The sequence below is a fragment of the Orbus hercynius genome (assembly GCF_003634275.1).
Taxonomy (GTDB): domain Bacteria; phylum Pseudomonadota; class Gammaproteobacteria; order Enterobacterales; family Orbaceae; genus Orbus; species Orbus hercynius.
Genome location: NZ_RBWY01000004.1, coordinates 68,746 through 87,212, shown reverse-complemented (window position 1 = coordinate 87,212; position 18,467 = coordinate 68,746). Strand labels below are relative to the sequence as shown.

The 18,467-nt window shown below is 38.7% G+C and carries 14 protein-coding genes and 1 tRNA gene; 5 read left to right on the top strand and 10 right to left on the bottom strand.

Annotation, left to right across the window (positions count from 1 at the left end):
* Positions 1–196 precede the first annotated feature (196 nt).
* The 3 genes from DES39_RS09325 (at position 197) to gltS (ending at position 3,580) form a co-directional block, all read left to right on the top strand.
* Positions 197–676 carry a hypothetical protein gene (locus DES39_RS09325; RefSeq protein WP_121145516.1) on the top strand — a complete coding sequence of 160 codons (480 nt, stop codon included), beginning with the start codon at positions 197–199 and terminating at the stop codon, positions 674–676.
* A gap of 202 nt (positions 677–878) precedes the next feature.
* Positions 879–1,922, top strand: coding sequence for a type II asparaginase (locus DES39_RS09320; protein ID WP_121145515.1), 1,044 nt, complete (start codon positions 879–881; stop codon positions 1,920–1,922).
* Between the two features lie 440 nt (positions 1,923–2,362).
* Positions 2,363–3,580, top strand: a complete 1,218-nt coding sequence (gltS, locus tag DES39_RS09315; protein ID WP_121145514.1) for a sodium/glutamate symporter — start codon at positions 2,363–2,365, stop codon at positions 3,578–3,580.
* 400 nt (positions 3,581–3,980) lie between these two features.
* Here the strand turns inward: gltS and DES39_RS09310 are convergent, their stop codons facing one another.
* Positions 3,981–4,250 (bottom strand): lipocalin-like domain-containing protein, encoded by a 270-nt coding sequence (locus DES39_RS09310; RefSeq protein ID WP_211324682.1) that lies wholly within the window; start codon positions 4,248–4,250, stop codon positions 3,981–3,983.
* A gap of 369 nt (positions 4,251–4,619) precedes the next feature.
* On the opposite strand from DES39_RS09310, the gene DES39_RS09305 reads away from it, so the two are divergent.
* Positions 4,620–5,069 carry a PNPOx family protein gene (locus DES39_RS09305; RefSeq protein WP_121145513.1) on the top strand — a complete coding sequence of 150 codons (450 nt, stop codon included), beginning with the start codon at positions 4,620–4,622 and terminating at the stop codon, positions 5,067–5,069.
* 8 nt (positions 5,070–5,077) lie between these two features.
* On the opposite strand, the gene DES39_RS09300 is transcribed toward DES39_RS09305, so the two are convergent.
* Positions 5,078–6,382: an MFS transporter gene (locus DES39_RS09300; protein ID WP_121145512.1), complete on the bottom strand. Its 1,305-nt coding sequence runs from the start codon at positions 6,380–6,382 to the stop codon at positions 5,078–5,080.
* A 506-nt stretch (positions 6,383–6,888) separates the two neighbouring features.
* On the opposite strand from DES39_RS09300, the gene DES39_RS09295 reads away from it, so the two are divergent.
* Complete coding sequence (locus DES39_RS09295; protein ID WP_121145511.1) at positions 6,889–10,695, top strand: autotransporter outer membrane beta-barrel domain-containing protein; 3,807 nt, start codon at positions 6,889–6,891, stop codon at positions 10,693–10,695.
* 13 nt (positions 10,696–10,708) lie between these two features.
* On the opposite strand, the gene DES39_RS10955 is transcribed toward DES39_RS09295, so the two are convergent.
* From DES39_RS10955 to trmA, 8 genes are all read right to left on the bottom strand, one after another.
* Positions 10,709–10,852, bottom strand: coding sequence for a hypothetical protein (locus DES39_RS10955; protein WP_170143382.1), 144 nt, complete (start codon positions 10,850–10,852; stop codon positions 10,709–10,711).
* A 331-nt stretch (positions 10,853–11,183) separates the two neighbouring features.
* Positions 11,184–11,259, bottom strand: a tRNA-Gly gene (locus DES39_RS09290).
* A gap of 64 nt (positions 11,260–11,323) precedes the next feature.
* Positions 11,324–11,590, bottom strand: coding sequence for a DUF1145 domain-containing protein (locus DES39_RS09285; RefSeq protein WP_121145510.1), 267 nt, complete (start codon positions 11,588–11,590; stop codon positions 11,324–11,326).
* The gene (rsmD, locus tag DES39_RS09280) at positions 11,590–12,153 is read right to left on the bottom strand and encodes a 16S rRNA (guanine(966)-N(2))-methyltransferase RsmD (protein ID WP_121145509.1); all 564 of its coding nucleotides are present in this window, start codon (positions 12,151–12,153) and stop codon (positions 11,590–11,592) included. Before rsmD ends, DES39_RS09285 begins: the two co-directional genes overlap by 1 nt.
* Positions 12,154–12,175: 22 nt before the next feature.
* Complete coding sequence (locus tag DES39_RS09275; protein WP_121145752.1) at positions 12,176–14,743, bottom strand: transglycosylase domain-containing protein; 2,568 nt, start codon at positions 14,741–14,743, stop codon at positions 12,176–12,178.
* A 210-nt stretch (positions 14,744–14,953) separates the two neighbouring features.
* On the bottom strand, positions 14,954–16,393 hold the full coding sequence (locus tag DES39_RS09270) for a heavy metal sensor histidine kinase (RefSeq protein ID WP_121145508.1): 1,440 nt from the start codon (positions 16,391–16,393) through the stop codon (positions 14,954–14,956).
* Positions 16,368–17,057 (bottom strand): heavy metal response regulator transcription factor, encoded by a 690-nt coding sequence (locus tag DES39_RS09265; RefSeq protein ID WP_121145507.1) that lies wholly within the window; start codon positions 17,055–17,057, stop codon positions 16,368–16,370. Before DES39_RS09265 ends, DES39_RS09270 begins: the two co-directional genes overlap by 26 nt.
* A 302-nt stretch (positions 17,058–17,359) precedes the next feature.
* Positions 17,360–18,460 carry a tRNA (uridine(54)-C5)-methyltransferase TrmA gene (trmA, locus tag DES39_RS09260; protein WP_121145506.1) on the bottom strand — a complete coding sequence of 367 codons (1,101 nt, stop codon included), beginning with the start codon at positions 18,458–18,460 and terminating at the stop codon, positions 17,360–17,362.
* Between the last annotated feature and the right edge of the window lie 7 nt (positions 18,461–18,467).

The window sequence follows — 18,467 nt, the reverse complement described above, 5'->3', positions numbered from 1 at the left end:
TTTCTTTGTCTTGATGATTATTCCAACTTTTTAGCAATTATTGAACGTATCATTCTTATTTATCCATAAGCCACTTGAATAAAATTATTATCTTTTCTTTGAAACTCCATCCAACAGCGTACTATTGAGTGTTATCGGTATATACTTTAATATTTGAGATACAATAACCGAACCTGACATTAAATAGGTGATCATAATGATTATAAAAGTATTATCCAGTTTACTGCTTGGCACCACGCTTATTGGGTTTAATGGCAATGCAACTGAGGTGACTATCGATATGTTAGTTGGAACGTGGCGTTGTGAACCATTTGTTGAGCAATTTGGTGAAATTAATCATGATAAGTCCGCTTTAATCTATGCTGATGTTGATAGCGCTGACTCAATTGGTGAGAATCATATGATGTATTCTAAAATAGATGAGACTCACATTAGAATACAAAATGATGATGATTACGACTCTGGCGATATACCGTTATTGTTTAAGCAAAAATTAGTCTGGAATAAAGTCATCGATGATGGCGAAATTCACTCATTAAGTCAGTATGAATATATTAATCATGATGAAATGGTAACGACGGATAATTATGAAGAGCGTCGTTATGATTCTAATAAAAAGTTAACACCTCTTTCATTTGGTTATAAATATAAGCAAAGGTGCTTAAGAGATAAATAATCTTATACATATCGCTTTCACGGTTGCTGCATTTTTTAAAATATTTGAAACAAGACGTGTTATAAGCCGCTACACTTAATAGGATGACGATCATTTAATCATATTTGTGATTTTTTTCATTTCCAGAATATAGGCATTATATTAATATCACTATAAGATATCTGAAACAGTGCCATTTTTGGCTGAATAGTGGAGATAGGGAATGAAATATAAAGTAATATTCATGGCGACTTTATTTATCGTCAGTACGGTATGTTTTGGCGAAACGAAGCTACCTCATATTGTTATTCTAGCAACAGGGGGAACTATTGCAGGAGCCGCGCCGAGCAATACACAAACGACAGACTATAAAGCTGGTGAACTGAGCGTACAAGCACTTATTAATGCTGTTCCTGAACTTAATTCTATTGCTCAAATAGAAGGGGAACAAATTGCCAATATTGATAGTAAAAATATGACAAGCGATATTATTTTGGCGTTATCACAGCGAGTGAATCAATTACTTGCGCAAGATGATATTGATGGTGTGGTGATTACGCATGGTACTGACACACTTGAGGAAACGGCCTATTTCCTAAATTTAACAGTGAAAAGTGATAAACCGGTTGTTTTTACAGCAGCTATGCGCCCAGCGACTGCCATTAGTGCCGATGGACCAATGAACTTGCTTGAGGCGGTGACGGTTGCTGCGGATCCGCAGTCTCAAGGTCGCGGTGTCATGGTTGTCATCAATGATCGCATTGCGTCTGCTCGTTTTATTAGTAAAACGAATACAACCACATTAGATGCTTTTAGAGCAACAGAACAAGGATATTTAGGTGTAGTGGTGGGGGGAACCCCAAAATTTGCAAGCAAAATAGATAAAATCCATACCAAGAACGCAATTTTTGATGTGCGTGATATCACCCGATTACCAGAGGTGGTGATACTTTATGGATACCAAGATGATCCCGTGTATTTGTACCAAGCGGTTATAGCCAATAAAGCAGATGGAATTGTTTACGCTGGTAGCGGTGATGGCTCGGTATCTGATAGAAGTTTATATGGAATTAATCAAGCCATTGATGCAGGGATTGTTGTTGTACGGTCCTCACGAACAGGTAATGGCATCGTTTCTGATAGCTTAATTGATCCCGGTATTGCATCTGATTCCCTTAATCCTGTCAAAGCAAGAATTTTACTCATGACGGCTTTAATTCAGACGCGTGATCCGGCATTGCTTCAGCAATATTTCCATACTTATTAATCAATTATTATTCGTGAAGGATTTGATTCCTTCTCGATGATATTATAATTGAAATAGAGTAACCTTTTAGTCGCTGTTAGTATTATTAATAATGCGTTATTAGCCTGAAAATTAATGCTTAAATCCCAAGACACTTAATAATTATTGATTGAATATCAACGATATAAATTCTATTTTTATACTAAAGCATTTACCGATTTTTGCCGAAAATAGACTAGGTTATTAGCATTAATGCCACATATACCATCATTTTATGCTATTATGGCGCACTATTTATGATTCTTGTTGGGTAAAATCACCGCGATTGGCTTCTTTTAGATGTCATCATTAATGTATATTTATGAAAATTATTATTTAATAATCAATTATAGTTAAATTCAACGCGTATTTTCATTGTGGTTTTTCAATCTTACTCAATCTTTTTTACGGAGTTCAACCAAATGTTAAAACTCGATATTTACAACACATTAGTTATTGCTAGTCTTGTGTTACTCATTGGCCGACTTTTAGTCACTAAAATTGGTTTTTTAAATCGTTATACAATACCAAGCCCGGTAGCGGGAGGGCTATTTGCTGCAATTATTTTACTGCTTGTAAAAATCATCTTTAATTGGCAAGTCAGCTTTGATATGTCATTACGAGAGCCATTAATGTTAATGTTTTTTGCCAGTATTGGCTTAAATGCTAATATTAATCAGCTAAAATTGGGTGGCAAAATGATTGTTGTCTTTTTGTTAGCGGTTGTCGGTTTACTATTTATTCAAAATATTATTGGGATTGCGCTCTCTAGTATGTTGGGATTAGATCCTTTGATGGGATTAATTGCTGGCTCTATCACGCTTTCCGGCGGACATGGTACTGGCGCTGCTTGGGGGGAGATTTTTACTAATCAATACGGTTTTACTGGCGCGGTTGAAGCTGCAATGGCTTGTGCTACTTTTGGTTTGGTTTTTGGCGGAATAATCGGTGGGCCTGTTGCGGGTTATCTGATTAAAAAGCATAAACTTGAGCAGGGTATCGATAATGAACTAGAAAATGATAATCCGATTGATGCAACTGCCTTTGAAAAACCGCAAGTAAAACGTTCAATCAATTCCTCTGCAATGATCGAAACGATCGCCATGTTAGCGGTCTGTTTAACTGTCGGTCGTTATATTGAGCAGGCACTGCAAGGCTCTATTTTTGCGTTACCCAGTTTTGTATGTGTGTTATTTGTTGGTGTGATTATTAGTAATATTGTGCCGCGGGTGAGTAATTACCAAATTGTAGAACGATCAGTCTCTATTTGTGGTAATGTCAGTCTTTCCTTATTTCTTGCTATGGCATTAATGAGTTTACAGTTATGGGAGTTAGTTTCTTTGGCCATCCCAATGGTCATTATTTTACTGGTGCAAACTATTGTGATGGCGTTATATGCTATTAATGTGACATTTAGAATTATGGGGAAAAATTATGATGCGGCTGTTTTAGCTGCGGGTCATTGTGGTTTTGGTCTAGGTGCAACACCAACCGCTATTGTTAATATGCAAATTGTCACTGAGCGTTTTGGTCCATCTCATATTGCTTTTATTGTTGTACCAATGGTTGGGGCATTCTTTGTTGATTTAGTTAATTCATTTGTCATTAAATTATTTCTATTACTTCCTTTCTTTGCTTAATCGCATTGTAGTGTCACATGTATGCTTATTGGCGATAACGAATATCTTTAGTTATCACCAATAAGCAGCTTGGCAGCCATTTAGCTATTTTGCTCTGGTAAAATGGTTATCGGTAGTTATTAATAAAACTTTCAGAGATAAACGACTTAAAATAATTTTGTTCGATAAACAGGTTAGGCAATAAAAAAGCCCATAAATGGGCTGAGTGTTTTATGGATCTATTTTATTATTATAATGGGTTATTATTTATATCAAATTAATGATCTTTTTGATAATCGTTTAAATAGATCAATTAATTGACATTGATCGTTAATCTCAATAATTCTAAGGCAATTTGCGAATTACTGAGACGATTAAAGTGATAGCATTGTCTATTTAATCTTCTAATGGATTTGCGCAATCACTTTGTAAAACGAACAAAAGTAATAATGCTACGCGTTTCCCCTTTATCTATCCAGTTTGGCATAATTCGCCAAGGTGTTAATATTTGTAACGTATCATCATTAATTTTGAATTGACGTGTTTGTTCAGTGCCTATCCAAGCAGGATTCCAAGCAACGTCAACTGACCTAATCCATGTATCGCCTTCAATGCGATAAGCGCCAGTTAACATAAACCACGTTTGTCCTTCAGCCGCGAAAATGGTATATCTAGTTGGGTGATTACCCATCGGTAGGATTTTTTTCCCTGTCTTTGACTTCTATAACATAAGAGGATAGCTGCCAAATCCCTTGAATCTGTTTTTCACTCTCATTAGCAAGCGCAGGTCGGCAAAAGTAAACATGGTGATTAATAAAGTCAACAGATTTTTTTAGCGTTATCGCATCGGCTCCTCGAAATATAATGGTCGATATTTGAGCTAACAAGGTATATAAAATAATATAGAAGAATAGTGGATTGGCAAAATAAATTTTAGATAAGTAACCTGAATTTTCTACCTTACATGACGCTTTTTTATCTGAGATGGTATATTAATTAAATAGTAAGCGTAGACGTTTTTAAAGTCTATTTACATGACTAAATTAGATTGAGGTAATGAATGGGTAAGGATCATGATGATTTGAATAAAATTATCACTTATTTAACAAAAAAAACAACTTTAACGCTGTGCTGTGTTGATAAAGAAGTACCATATTGTTGTAACTGTTTTTATGTGCTCAATAAAGCGAAAATGATGTTATATATCACTTCATCATTTAATACTCATCATGCCAATATCATGTTAAAGAGCCAACAAGTTGCCGGTACGATTAATGATCAAGCTCGTTCAGTTGCATATATACAAGGTGTGCAATATACCGGTCAAATTACGTTATTAAATAATGAGGATGAGCAACAGGCAAGAAACTTATTTTGCCAGGCTTATCCAATTGCAAAATTGAAAGAAGCCCCGATGTGGGCAATCACACTTTCGATGCTCAAAATGACTGACAATAAACTAGGATTTGGGAAGAAGTTTTTATGGCATAGAGCGGATTGTGAAACGTAGCCGCTTAGTCAAATATGTGTGTTATATATATTGTGCGGTTTTCGTGGATTGATTTTTCTGCTAGTGATGCCGGTTAGGATCGATACGATAGCGGCTATGATGAGATAATAGGCTGGAGCCATTATATTGTAGCGACTCCAGATAGTGATAATCATTGGCGTGATTAAGCTTGTTAAGGCAAAACTAAGATTGTAAGCTAACGAAATACCGCTGACTCGAATTGATGAGGGAAATAGTGCAATACCTAAAATTGGCATTGTTACGGTGACGCCAGCGAAATAGCCAATCACCATATAGCTTAGGATTAATTGCTGATGGCTAATATTGGGATTGAGTTCACTAAAAAAATAATAACTTGTAATAATGATACCAAGCCAACTAAACAGATAGGTCCTCATCAAACCAAACCGATCATTTAAATAACCGAAAGACACATTACCAAGCACCATCATGGCGGTTGCTAAAGCATTGGCTTGAAAAATTAAAGTGCCAGGTAAACCCATATAGACATTGAGCTGCATTGGCAGTAATAGAATAATGGCTATAACGACTGAGGCTGTGCTCCAGGTCATAATAGCACAAGCGATACTTGCGGGCCAGTAGTACCTGATTACGGTTTTGATTGGCCACTCATCTTTTAGTTCACGCTTTGTAACCATTTGTTGAAATACCGGTGTTTCGGCAAGGTAACGGCGCAGATAAACCGTGATTAAACCAAATATTCCCCCAATAATAAACGGAATACGCCAACCAAAATCTTGCATCTGTTGTTCATCTAATGTGGATTTTAAATACAGTAATGTGAGTGCGCCTAATAGCGATCCCCCCGAGATCCCGCAGGTTAATATGCCTAGTGCTAAACCTCTGTGCTGCCTTGGTGTATGTTCGGCAACAAAGACCCAGCCACTTGGTATTTCCCCGCCAATTGCAATACCTTGTAAGATGCGCATGGTCAGTAATAACAGCGGTGCGGCAATGCCAATCATTTGATAAGTGGGAAGTAGTCCAATACATAAGGTGGGAAGCGCCATCACGAAAATGGTGAACATAAACATTTTTTTACGGCCTAATCGGTCACTAAAATGACCAATAATAATGCCACTAATCGGTCGGACTAAAAAGCCAGCAGCAAAAATACCAATGCTTTGTAACTGGACAAGCCAATTTGGTAAGTCGGTCGGAAAAAACAGTTGGCTGAGTTCATTTAATAGAAAGATAAATATAACGAAATCATAAATATCTAGCATTGCCCCAAGACTGGCTAACATTAAGGTTTGATAGTCTTTTTTAGTCAGAAAAAAGCGTTGTGACATGATGTTTGATCCGTTTGGTGAGTATACTTGCGACTGAAAAAGTGGCACAGTATAGAAAGTTAAGCGGAATTTGTCTAGTTAATGTCTTGATTTTACAAGGTGTGTGATGGCGCATTGATAAAGTTGATGGTGAGTGTTGATACCCAAAAGGCGATATTATTAACAGCGAAAATTATCGGCGTAGGTATAAAATTTGAGGCATTGTGCTTTGGAGTAAATTAATATTTTGGCTACTTAGATTATTTACTGCGCTTACGTTGAATATTAAGGCATATTGTTATTGATATAAGGCATTATTTGGGATATTTTTTAAATAAAATTAGAACAGAATGCTGCCATTACACATGGTGTATTGCAAAAAAGTAGCTATTAAAGCACAACCGAGTGATATATTTTTAGTTGTGTTTGTAATATGCGATGTTTTAATAAAACTTAAAAATAACAATAATATTAAGGCGAATGATTGTGGTTATTACGCCTTAAAACTGGAATAGATGATACCTCTTATGAATACAATCAAAACGGCACCCCAAGTTGGTGTGCTTAAGCTATTGGCTGCTAGACGGCCAAATGTTATTACCGTGGCTATTATACTTGGTTTATTCGGCCAGTCAGCTTTTGCTAATACCCGAAGCTATACGGGGAATCGCGATGATCTGGTTTCATCAACCGATAGTCGTTTCAATTTTCCAACTGGGCTCGTGCAAGATGATAACAAAGGTTATATCTATACCAATGGTGGTGCGACTGTTGTTGATGGGGCTGATGTCACTATCAATTATTTGACGGGCACTGCGCCACAATTTGTGATTGGTGGCTATAGTTGTACCGGAGAGGCGGTTGGGACGGGGAGCGTAACAGACCCGTGGTCAGGTATTCGTGCTTCAGGTACCGGTGTGGGTAATCAAGTTAGCCTTGAACAAGGTCAGATAGCTGGCTCGGTTTGGGGGGGATTGTCGCATATTTCACAATGGCGGCCGAGTGTTGATTTATCGTCAAATGCGATCAGTGAAAACAATAGCGTGCATGGTGGTTTTGACCAAAAAAATGATTCTCCGGCAACGATATCGGTTAGTGGTAACAGTGTGGTTGTTGGCGATAATGTGCAGGTCACGGGGAATGTTTATGGCGCTCAGGCAAGCCTTGCTGCTCGCGTTGATGATTTAAAAGGCGGCAGTAGTGCGTCATCAAACAGCAAAATAACTGCTGATTCTTCTGTTAGTGGGGGCATCAATTGGACTGAATTTAATCAGATTGAGGCGAGTGAAAACAGTGTGACGGTGAGTGGTCAGGTACACGATATTTATGGCGGTTATGCGTTAATGTCCACCCAAATCGGCAATTTAGAAGCGGGTGACTCATCGGCGGTTGGGGTGGGTACGTCTAATTCAAGTATGCAGGCTTCTGTCTTTGGCGCTAATGCCATCGCTAATTCAAATACAGTCTCAGGTAATCAAAGTCACAGTGGCAATGTTTATGGTGGTTTCGCTGCCATTGATACGAAAATAGGTCATCAACAAGCTGGAATAACGACAGCAACGGGTGAGAATAATCCATATTCAACGGCAACCGCTCTTGTTTTTATCGATATGCAAGCTCAAAATGCAACCGCGAATGCCAATAACGTGAGCATCACCGGTGCAGCGGCTGATATTTATGGCGGCGCTGCGCTGAGCTCTTTGCAAGTCGGTGATTCTAAAGCTGGGACTGCATACGGTGGTGATGCAGGCGCCAGCGGTTTTATTTTTTATCAGAGTTCTCACGTCGATGCCAGTTCAAATAATGTCACTATAGCAGGAAATGCAAGTAATATTTATGGTGGAAGCGCTGATGTTTTTGTTAAGTGGGGTGATTGGTCTGGCGGTCAATCAGCTAACAGTGTGGTATGGGGGGGAAGTGCTGCGTCAGGTGGTGTTCAGACGATGTCTCATCAAGCTACGGCAAATTCGAATGACGTCAGCGTAAATAATAGCACGGTGCAAGATGTTTATGGTGGATCGGCTACTATCCTCATTAATGGTGGCAATATTCAAGGTGGTACTGCAACTTATAGCGATTTTTTTGCAAGAAGCGAGGTAGGACTGGAGCTTTATGTCCCTCTCAATACCATTGAGTCAAATGATAATCGCGTCACACTAAATAGCAGTACTGCCGATAATGTGTACGGTGGCTTTGCATTATTTTCCACTCAATTTGGTGATATAAAAAGCGGGGTGACGATAGCTGAAAATGTGGCGACAGATATTGACACTTTTACATGGACTCGTTTGATGGTTTCTGCTGGGGGAAATTCAATCGATGCGAGTTTTAATCAGGTATTGATCAACGGTTCAGTCAAAGATATCTATGGTGGGAAAGCCGCTTACTCTTTATCTCAAACGGGAGAGGTACAAGGCGCAACCCTCACGGTGACTAATCCTGGAGCCCTATTTGCCGGACCCGTTGATAGCGATGTTTCTCTGGATGCGGGATCAAGTACTGTAACATCGAATCACAATATTGTTGCAGTAAACGGTTCGGCGCAAAATATTTACGGCGGATCTGCCTCATTTTTAGTTGAAACAGGCAATATTCAAGGCGGTATCGCAACGATTAATGGGGATACCGTTTATGGCAACGGCCAGTTATCGCTTAATTACGCGAATACCACGGTGCAAGCGAATGATAATCAAGTCATGCTAAATGGCGCATTAGCGCAAGGGGGCTCGATTTACGGTGGGTACACTGAGTTTACGGTTAAGCCTGGCTCGGTTTTAAATGGTGATAATAGCCAGGGAACGATAAATATTAGCGGAACTGCCACATCAGCTACCGCAACGGGCAATACGATCACGTTGGCTGACAATGCAAGTATTGCTCATGGCGGTGATATTTATGGTGGTTATCTGGTTTATGATGGCGTTAATATGCCAGAGACGTTCGATGTATTTACGGGCAATACGCTTAATGTGAATGCCTCTAAGTCAATGAAAATTAATAACCTAGGTAACATCGAACATTATCACTTCAGCTTATCGCCTGACTTAGTCAATACTGGCGTTGCTTTGATTGATGCGCAAAATGTCACTTTTGGTAGTAATGAGCAAAATTTAAGTACCAATGACGTCAACAATCCTATTGGATCAACGATTGATGTGGTTGGTATTCATTCTGGTCAGGTTTTACAGGCGAATGATCGCTTTGTGCTCATCAATGCACAGCAAAGCATGACCGGATTAGCCAATGGTGGGGTTGATAATGCGGTTTCTCAGCTGCAACAAGGTATATCACTGCTTTATGATGTAACAACCACTGTTGATTATAGCAATAATCAAGTTATCGCGACGATTAATGGTTGTAAGCAAGATTCTGGTGAAGATTGTCCGGAAAGGCCTGTCGCTCGTGTTAACCCTCAGCTTAAAGCCTTATTGGAAGGTCGACTTTCTGCGGCAATGTTGGTGACGAGAGGTGCAGATCGAGTGGCCTATGGCTTGATTGATACGATTAAAGCACAGAATGGGAAAAATGGTTTCTCGCCGTTTATTGACGTTTATGCTGGTAATTCACGTTATAACAGTGGCTCGCATATTACTGCTGATGAATACTTACTGACAGCAGGTATCAGCTATCGCTCCGATCATCTTGCTGCCGCTTTGATTAGTGAAGAGGGCTGGGGTTCTTACGATAGTTATAATCAATTTGATAATGCCGCATCAGTGCATGGCAATGGTAATAATCACTATTATGGCTTTGGGTTGCTTGGGCGTTATCAATTTGATAGTGGTCTGTATAGTGAAGCCAGTGTCCGTATCGGGCGGATCAGTAATCGATTTGATACCAATGATCTTGTTAACCTAGCGACAGGGGAAAAGGCCAGCTATGTACTCAAAAGTGATTATTTCAGTTATCACGTTGGTGTCGGGTATGTGCTGCCAGTGAATGATATGGATCAGTTAGATCTATCTGCCAAGTATCTTTGGTCACGTTTAGCGGGTAAAAATGCGATTATTGCCGGCGATGCTATCCATTTTGATCGTATCGATTCAGATCGCCTACGACTTAATCTGGTATTGCAGCGTACTTATAGTAAAAACTTGCAATTCAACGTTGGGGTGGGGTATGAATATGAATTTGATGGCAAAGCGAAAGCACAAGCCCTCTCGACCTATAATATTGATGCACCTTCTGTGCAGGGAAGCACGGGTATTATCTCGTTAGGCACCATGTGGCGCTCTGCTTACTTGCCTAATCTATCAGTTAAGGCTGATATTCAAGGTTATATCGGTAAGCGTGAAAGAGGCAGTGTGGGAGTGAGAGTTAATTACGATTTTTAAAGCCAGACTTCGATTAGGAAATAGAATGCTCAGCAACTAACTGTGTAACAATGTCATGATAACCGGTGTCATAAAAGTGCTTAATGCGTTTAGGCTTAGGCAAATATCCCTGACCGGTCTCGGGGCTAATTGATAGGCCGCTATTTGCTGTTGCCATGCTTTGGCTGACCGTAACTGATAGACATGCATGTTCCGCTATTCCGTTTGCTTTCTTATTTAATTAATATTTATATTTACTCTCGATTAAATCATAGCATGTCACGGCGTGAGGACAAGTAAAAATACTCAAACCAATACTCATCACTCAATGAAATGAATGAACAAAACTCTTCTAATAAACGGTTAAATGGCTATTAAGGTATTTAAATGTCTAGTTATGTGACATAAATTTTATGTATGTTTTAAAAGCTTTACTTGGAAAGATGAATAATGAAGCGTTGAGTAAATTTGATTTTTAGGTACAACAAACTTATACCGAAATTAATAATTGGAGCGGGAAACGAGGTTCGAACTCGCGACCTCAACCTTGGCAAGGTTGCGCTCTACCAACTGAGCTATTCCCGCTTTGAAGTGATTGCTAAAAAGCGAGGTGTATTATACTAAAACAGGCTGTTTATGCAAGTGTTTTTTATTTGTTTGAGTCATTTTTTTTCCAGCTTAAGACTTCAAAAACCCCAAAGATAAACATACGCATAATTTTAAAGCGATCTTGCTGCTTTTCTTGGCGAGTTAATGTCGAGCTCAGTAGCCATGCTTGTAAACCATGGATAATAACAAACATGGCTAAGGCGAGATAAGCCACTAAGTTGGCTGGCTTAGGGTAGGGCATAATAAGGTTGAATAATAAAAATATCCAAATAATCAGGTAAACGATTTTGCCAATTAAGGTAAACATTAGCGTTTCTCTCTTATAAATAAATAGGAATGCACTTGTCCGGCGGTTTTTTCGCGATGCAATGTCCAATTTGATGGAATGTGCTGAATAAGCAAACCACTTTTTTCGGTTTCAACATAAATATAAGCATTATCACTTAACCAGTTACCGTTTTCTAGATGCGCTATTGCTTGTGTTGTAAGCATTTGATGAAATGGTGGATCAATAAAAACAATATCAAATTGCAGCTTGGCGGATTGTGATAACCAATTTAGCGCGTCGGTATTAACGACGCTGCAATTGGTGCTTTGTAGCAGATGCTTATTTTTTTCAAGTTGTAGCGCAGTTGCTCGCTGCTTTTCGAGCATGGTGACGTGCTGGGCTCCTCGCGATAGCGCTTCAAAGCCCAGAGAACCACTACCGGCAAAGCAATCTAAACATGTTGAGTCATGAATTGCTGGCATAAGCCAGTTAAATAGCGTCTCTTTGACTCTATCCGTGGTTGGCCGTAGCCCTTCACTATCTAGTACTGGCAGTTTGCGTCCTCGCCATTTACCACCAATAACTCTGATAAATCCATTCATAAATATAATATCTTTAGGTTACTTAAAATAGCTCTGATGTATTACCTTGCTCATCCATCACTTTTGTACCGACTTCTTGAGTGGCATATTTTGTTGGCTCAGTGCCTTCTATGAAGTATTCCATAATAGCATTGTTGTCAGGGCTCGTTGCCAGTAAACCGGTTTTTTTATCAATTAACACGGAAATAACGGATGATGGTTTAATATCTTGTTGCTCAGGTACACCGTTTAAAGCCACTTTCATATACTCATTCCAAACTGGGTTAGCGGTTACTGCGCCCCCTTCAGCGGCAATATAAGAGTTATCACTGAGTGGATCGCGCCTTGCTTTACCTAATTCTCGTCGATGATCATCAAATCCAAGCCAAACCGTTGTCACAATATTGGCACCGAAACCTGCAAACCAAACATCTTTTGACGCATTAGTTGTACCGGTTTTACCACCAACATCTTTGCGGCCTAAGGCTTTTACACGCCATGCGGTACCCGTCCATAAACCATTTGGATCACCCCATACCGTTGATTTTAAAGCATCTTTCATAATGAAGGCGATTTCACTACTAATGACGTGCGGTGCATAGACCGGGCCGACATTTTCGTTTTCTTTAACTAGATTCGAAACCGTGCCATCAGGATTAATCAGGCGGTCAAACGGAATATTTGGACTCGGTAATAACATTGCGTCTTCAGCTTTTAACTTAGATTGCTCAGGTTCATCAGAACCTGATGACAGATCGGCGTTTTCAACATTATTAAGATCCGCTTTTTTGTCATCTTTTTTATCATAAGAGAGTTCAGTTAAACAGTCTTTACACGCTATTTCTGGTGTATGTTGATAGATCACGCCACCTTCACTGTATTCAATTCGGTCGATTAAATAAGGGGTAATTAAATAACCGCCATTGACTAATGTTGCATACGCACGAGTGACTTGTAATGGGGTAAAAGATGCCGAACCTAAAGCAAGCGACTCATGGCGTGAGATATTTTCCCGTGGAAAGCCAAAGCGCTCTAAATAGTCTGCCGCATATTCAACACCGATTGCGCGTAATGCTCTCACCATCATGACATTTTTTGACATGCTTAAACCAACACGTAAACGTAATGGTCCTTGGTATACAGGTGGTGAGTTTTTAGGGCGCCAAGCATCACTGCCTGCATTACTGCGTAAAATCGGGGCATCATTTAACATGGTGGACATCGTTAACCCTTTATCTAACGCTGCGGTATAAATGAACGGCTTAATTGTCGAACCAATTTGCCTAATTGCCTGCGTTGCTCGGTTAAACTTACTGATATTATAATTAAATCCGCCAATTAGCGCTTTGATTTCACCATTATCGGCATTAATCGAGACTAACGAAGCATTAATACTTGGAATTTGAGTCAGTTGCCATGTTTCATCGCGTTGTTTGACCCAAATTTGCTGTCCTTCTTTAATGACAGCCGCAACCGATGTCGGTAAAGCGCCTTGTTGATTATCATTGATATAAGGTCTTGCCCACTTCACACCATCAAAGCTAATAGTAATTGTTGCCCCACTCGCCATGATTGCCTGTGCTTGATTGTTATCTGAATTAATGACGACAGCAGGACAAATACCGTTATAGCACATGTAGTTGTTTAGCATTGATAGAATTTTATCTTTGTCCCATGGGGCTTCATCGGCTTTCCATAAAGTTCTTTCTGGTCCACGGTAACCATGGCGAATGTCATAATTGGTCACATTGTTTTCAATGGCTTTTGTTGCTGCCACTTGGTCGGCTTTGGTAATAGTGGTATAAACTTTATAACCATCAGTGTAGGCTTTTTCACCAAATTTGTCGTACATAAACTGCCTTGCCATTTCTGCCACATAAGGCGCTGCAAATGCGATTTTTGGCACATGGTATTCAACGCCTAATGGTTCTGCAATCGCTGAGTCATAATCTGCTTGAGTAATAAAGTTTTGATCAAGCATTCTATGTAACACCCAATTACGACGGATTAAGGCTCGTTCAGGATGTGAAATTGGGTTATAAGCAGAGGGGGCATTAGGTAATCCGGCTAATAGTGCAGCTTCACTTAATGTCAGTTCATCGGCTTGTTTGCCAAAAAAAGTATAAGCTGCTGAGCCAACGCCGTATGCTCTTGAACCAAAGTTAATCATATTCAGATATAGCGCGATAATTTCTTGTTTAGACAGCTCTTTTTCCATGCGAATAGCCAAAATCATTTCGCGAATTTTTCGGCCTAAGCTTTTTTCTGGCGTAAGAAAGAAGTTTTTTGCAACTTGCTGAGTAATGGTACTCCCACCTTGAGAGAAGCTATGATTTTTTAAAGCAATATATACGGCTCGTAAAATGCCAATGGGATCAACGCCGTAATGGTCGTAAAAACGCGAGTCTTCGGTTGCTATAACTGCGTTTAAAAGAACCGGAGGCATATCGTCATATTTTAGTGGAATTCGCCGACGTTCACCAAAGGTCGCGATCAGCTCACCATCACTGCTTAACACCTGCATTGGCGTTTGTAATCTGATATCTTTCAATTGCATCACATCAGGAAGGTCACGGGAGTAGTAGAAATAACCAACAAGCGCAATTACCATACCAGATAATACACAACCAATAACAAATTTTAGTAAAAATTTAATGAATTTGAAAAACTTCACACAGTATTCCTAATAGAATTGTTTAGCGCCAGTACACAATAAATAGGGTTGTTAACCTTTTTAGACCTGTGACATAGGCAATTTACAACATAAATTGCGTCACATTATACAGCAAGATGGCTATTGGATAACGTAATTTTTATCCATTTAGAGCGATTTTTTACCTTTTGAGGGAATCGGAAAAGTCATAATAAAACGAGTGGATTGTTGATCAGATTCGACTAAAATATGTCCTTGATGTGTTTCGACAATGGATTTGACTATAGCCAGTCCAATTCCGGCTCCTTCACCATTGCGTTGACGAGATTCATCAGTACGGTAAAAACGGTCAAATAAAAGTGGTAAATGTTTAGCTTCAATCGGTTTCCCCGGATTGGCAACAATAACTTTAACCAATTTGTTACTTGCTTGGCTAAGTGTGACAGTGATTGTTTCGCCCTTTGGGGTATAACGAATCGCATTCGAGAGTAAGTTACCGACGGCTCTGCCGATCATCAATTTATCACCAAGAATGGAAGGGCAGCTCCCTTGCAGTTTTAACATCACATTTTTATCTTCACTAAGATATTCATAATAGTCAAACATAATAGTAAACATATCGATTAAATTAACTTCAGTAAGCTTTGGAACTAATTGCTTGTTATCAGCTTGAGCTAAAAAGAGCATATCAGTAATAATTTGAGATAACTTTTCAAACTCCTCAAGATTTGAATACAGTACTTCTTTGTATTCATCAGCTGTTCTGGCATTATTTAAGGCAATTTGTGTGTGGGTTGTTAGGTTGGTGATAGGTGTTCGCATTTCATGGGCAATATCAGCTGTAAAATTACTTTGCCTTTGAAAGACGGTATCCATTCTTGAAATCATTTCATTAAAGGCATCAACCAAACTGGCATATTTAGCCGGGACTGCATCTTTTGGAATGCGAGCATTTAAGCTTTTTGAGTCGACTTGACCTATTTTTTTGATCAGTTTATTGATCGGTTTTTGCGTTAAATAGAGGGTTAATGCCGTACCACTTAAAATCAGAACACACGATAATGTTAATAATATCAGTAAACCATTATGTAAACGCTCGATAAAATCTAATTGGATATTTTGGTTAGCCGCTACAATAATGGTGAATTGTTCTTGATTAGGCGCTATAACTTGAGATGCTGCAATTAAATAGGTATTGTTATTATAATTCCACAGTGCATTTTGACCATGTTTGATGATACTGTTCATATCAATATTATTATTTGCTTGCCGCAAATTTGGGCCACGAGTTTTATAAAGAACCTTGTTATTCGCACCTGAAATATTTACAAAAAGTTGATGGTGACTTGCTAGAATTAACAAAATATTTTGAATAAGGTCATTACGTTCTTTATCAGGATCATAGTATGATAATTCTCGTTCAAGTGAATCGATAATTGAATTTAATTCTGCGACATTTTGTGACATTGCATATTGTTCAAAAGAGCGTTCAATGAGATGACTTAATGTATAAAGCAGTGAGCATGCCAATAGACATATGATGAGCGGAATCCTAAGGCTGCTGAAAAAGCGAGCTTTAGGATTAGAGTTTTTCTTCAATATTAACATCAAGTTTATAGCCCATACCACGGATTGTGTGAATCAATTTAGGTTCAAAATTAGCATCAATCTTATTACGTAACCGGCGCACTGCAACATCAATCACATTAGTATCGCTATCAAAATTCATATCCCAAACTTGCGATGCAATAAGGGAACGCGGTAATACTTCGCCTTGATAACGCAAAAAATATTCTAATAATAAAAACTCTTTGTTGGTTAAATCGATTCGTTTGCCGCTTCTTGTTACCGTTCGCTTAGGTAAATCCATGACAAGATCGGCGGCAGTAAGCTTATTAAGATTGACTTGCGGAACATTACGACGTAATAGTGATTTAATTCGCGCCAGTAATTCTGCAAATGAAAAAGGTTTAACTAAATAATCATCCGCACCAAGGTTAAATCCTTTTACTTTGTCTTCAACGCTTCCCATCGCGGTTAATAAAATGATTTGCGTTTCCTTATCGATATCGCGTAAAGATTGAATGATTTTCCAACCACTGATATCGGGAAGCATTACATCTAAAATAATTAAATCATATTCTTCAGTCATTGCACGATGATAACCATCTAAGCCATTATTGGCTAAGTCTACGATGAAACCAGACTCAATGAGTCCTTGACGGAGGTACTCTCCCGTTTTGAGTTCATCTTCAACTACTAATAATTTCATTTGATACTCTTTCCTTGCGATTCATATAAAACAATGAAGAACTAGACCTATTATAGTAATAAATTAATAAAAACTGTTAATAAAATAATAATGACAATCTTGTCATTTGGATGTCATCTTTTAGTTATAGGCAAGCTGTTAAATTGTTAACTAATGAAACTAAAGTGTAGTTGTTTCATTGTTTTATTTCCTTTCATCCATTCCTTGCAATTTAATGCAGCCCTAACTTAGGTTAGGGTATTTTTTTATCTGAATTTAAGTTGAATTGTCTCGATTTAATCGTGCCTTAGTACGAATTGGGTTTAATGTTTTTTAGATAATACCATACCGATTTCCAAATGATTGGTATAAGGGAATTGGTCAAAAACAGCAACGTGGCTGATAATATGGGTTTTAGCCAATACGGATAAATTTTCTTTTAATGTGAGTGGATTACATGAAATATAAATCACGGTGTCATAGTTTGCAGCCATCATCAGTGTTTGCTCATCAAGGCCACTACGGGGTGGATCGACTAAAATAGTCTTAAATTGATAGGTTGATAGATTAATTCCCTCTAAGCGCTTAAAAGCTTTAATACCATTCATTGCTTGAGTGAACTCTTCTGCGGAGAGGCGTGCGATTTTTAAATTATCAATATTATTCGCTATAATATTGTATTGTGCAGCTTTGACCGATGCTTTAGCTACTTCTGTTGCCACGACGTGTTTAAAGTTTTGCGCAAGGGCGACAGAGAAATTACCATTGCCGCAATAAAGTTCTAATAAATCGCCGGATAACCCTTTGGTGACATTGACTGCCCAGTTTAGCATGTCGATATTAATCGCAGCATTGGGCTGGGTAAAACTATTTTCAACCTGCCGATAAATATATTGCTTACCCGCCACGCAAAGTTGTTCGTCAATGTAGTCTTGGTCTAAGCAGATCTTTTGATTTGAGGCTCGGCCAATAATATGGGCATGTATACCCTGCTCGGCTAGCGATGATTTTAATTGTTTGGCTTGCATTATCCACTCGTCATCAAGTTTACGATGATAAAGCAGTGAAATAATTAATTGCTCACTTAATGTTGATAGATAGTCAATTTGAAACAGTTTATGCCGCAAAATATCATTCCATTTTAAGAGCGGAACGATAGCTGACATCGCTTGATTAATTCGTTTTGAAGCAATAGGAAATGTTGTTATCTCGATACGTTTATGCGTTTTAGGTTCTGACATAATATGATATAACTCGTCTTTATTATGCCAGATACGAAACTCAACTCGCATGCGATAGTGGCGAGTTGGTGAAGGATAAACCGCAAGTGATGGTAAGTTAAACTCGCTAAATAATTCTTGAGTCTGCGCAACTTTTTGATTCAGTAAAAACTGATAATTATGTTCAGGTAATTTTGTTATCATATTATTT

What these genes read in the sequence shown, in the direction of transcription:
- gltS (WP_121145514.1), top strand. Translation starts at nt 2,363, where the DNA reads ATGTTAAAACTCGATATTTACAACACATTAGTTATTGCTAGTCTTGTG.
- DES39_RS09310 (WP_211324682.1), bottom strand. Translation starts at nt 4,250, where the DNA reads ATGGGTAATCACCCAACTAGATATACCATTTTCGCGGCTGAAGGACAA.
- DES39_RS09305 (WP_121145513.1), top strand. Translation starts at nt 4,620, where the DNA reads ATGGGTAAGGATCATGATGATTTGAATAAAATTATCACTTATTTAACA.
- DES39_RS09300 (WP_121145512.1), bottom strand. Translation starts at nt 6,382, where the DNA reads ATGTCACAACGCTTTTTTCTGACTAAAAAAGACTATCAAACCTTAATG.
- DES39_RS09295 (WP_121145511.1), top strand. Translation starts at nt 6,889, where the DNA reads ATGAATACAATCAAAACGGCACCCCAAGTTGGTGTGCTTAAGCTATTG.
- DES39_RS09320 (WP_121145515.1), top strand. Translation starts at nt 879, where the DNA reads ATGAAATATAAAGTAATATTCATGGCGACTTTATTTATCGTCAGTACG.
- DES39_RS09265 (WP_121145507.1), bottom strand. Translation starts at nt 17,057, where the DNA reads ATGAAATTATTAGTAGTTGAAGATGAACTCAAAACGGGAGAGTACCTC.
- DES39_RS09275 (WP_121145752.1), bottom strand. Translation starts at nt 14,743, where the DNA reads ATGGTAATTGCGCTTGTTGGTTATTTCTACTACTCCCGTGACCTTCCT.
- rsmD (WP_121145509.1), bottom strand. Translation starts at nt 12,153, where the DNA reads ATGAATGGATTTATCAGAGTTATTGGTGGTAAATGGCGAGGACGCAAA.
- DES39_RS10955 (WP_170143382.1), bottom strand. Translation starts at nt 10,852, where the DNA reads ATGGCAACAGCAAATAGCGGCCTATCAATTAGCCCCGAGACCGGTCAG.
- DES39_RS09325 (WP_121145516.1), top strand. Translation starts at nt 197, where the DNA reads ATGATTATAAAAGTATTATCCAGTTTACTGCTTGGCACCACGCTTATT.
- DES39_RS09270 (WP_121145508.1), bottom strand. Translation starts at nt 16,393, where the DNA reads ATGTTAATATTGAAGAAAAACTCTAATCCTAAAGCTCGCTTTTTCAGC.
- DES39_RS09285 (WP_121145510.1), bottom strand. Translation starts at nt 11,590, where the DNA reads ATGTTTACCTTAATTGGCAAAATCGTTTACCTGATTATTTGGATATTT.
- trmA (WP_121145506.1), bottom strand. Translation starts at nt 18,460, where the DNA reads ATGATAACAAAATTACCTGAACATAATTATCAGTTTTTACTGAATCAA.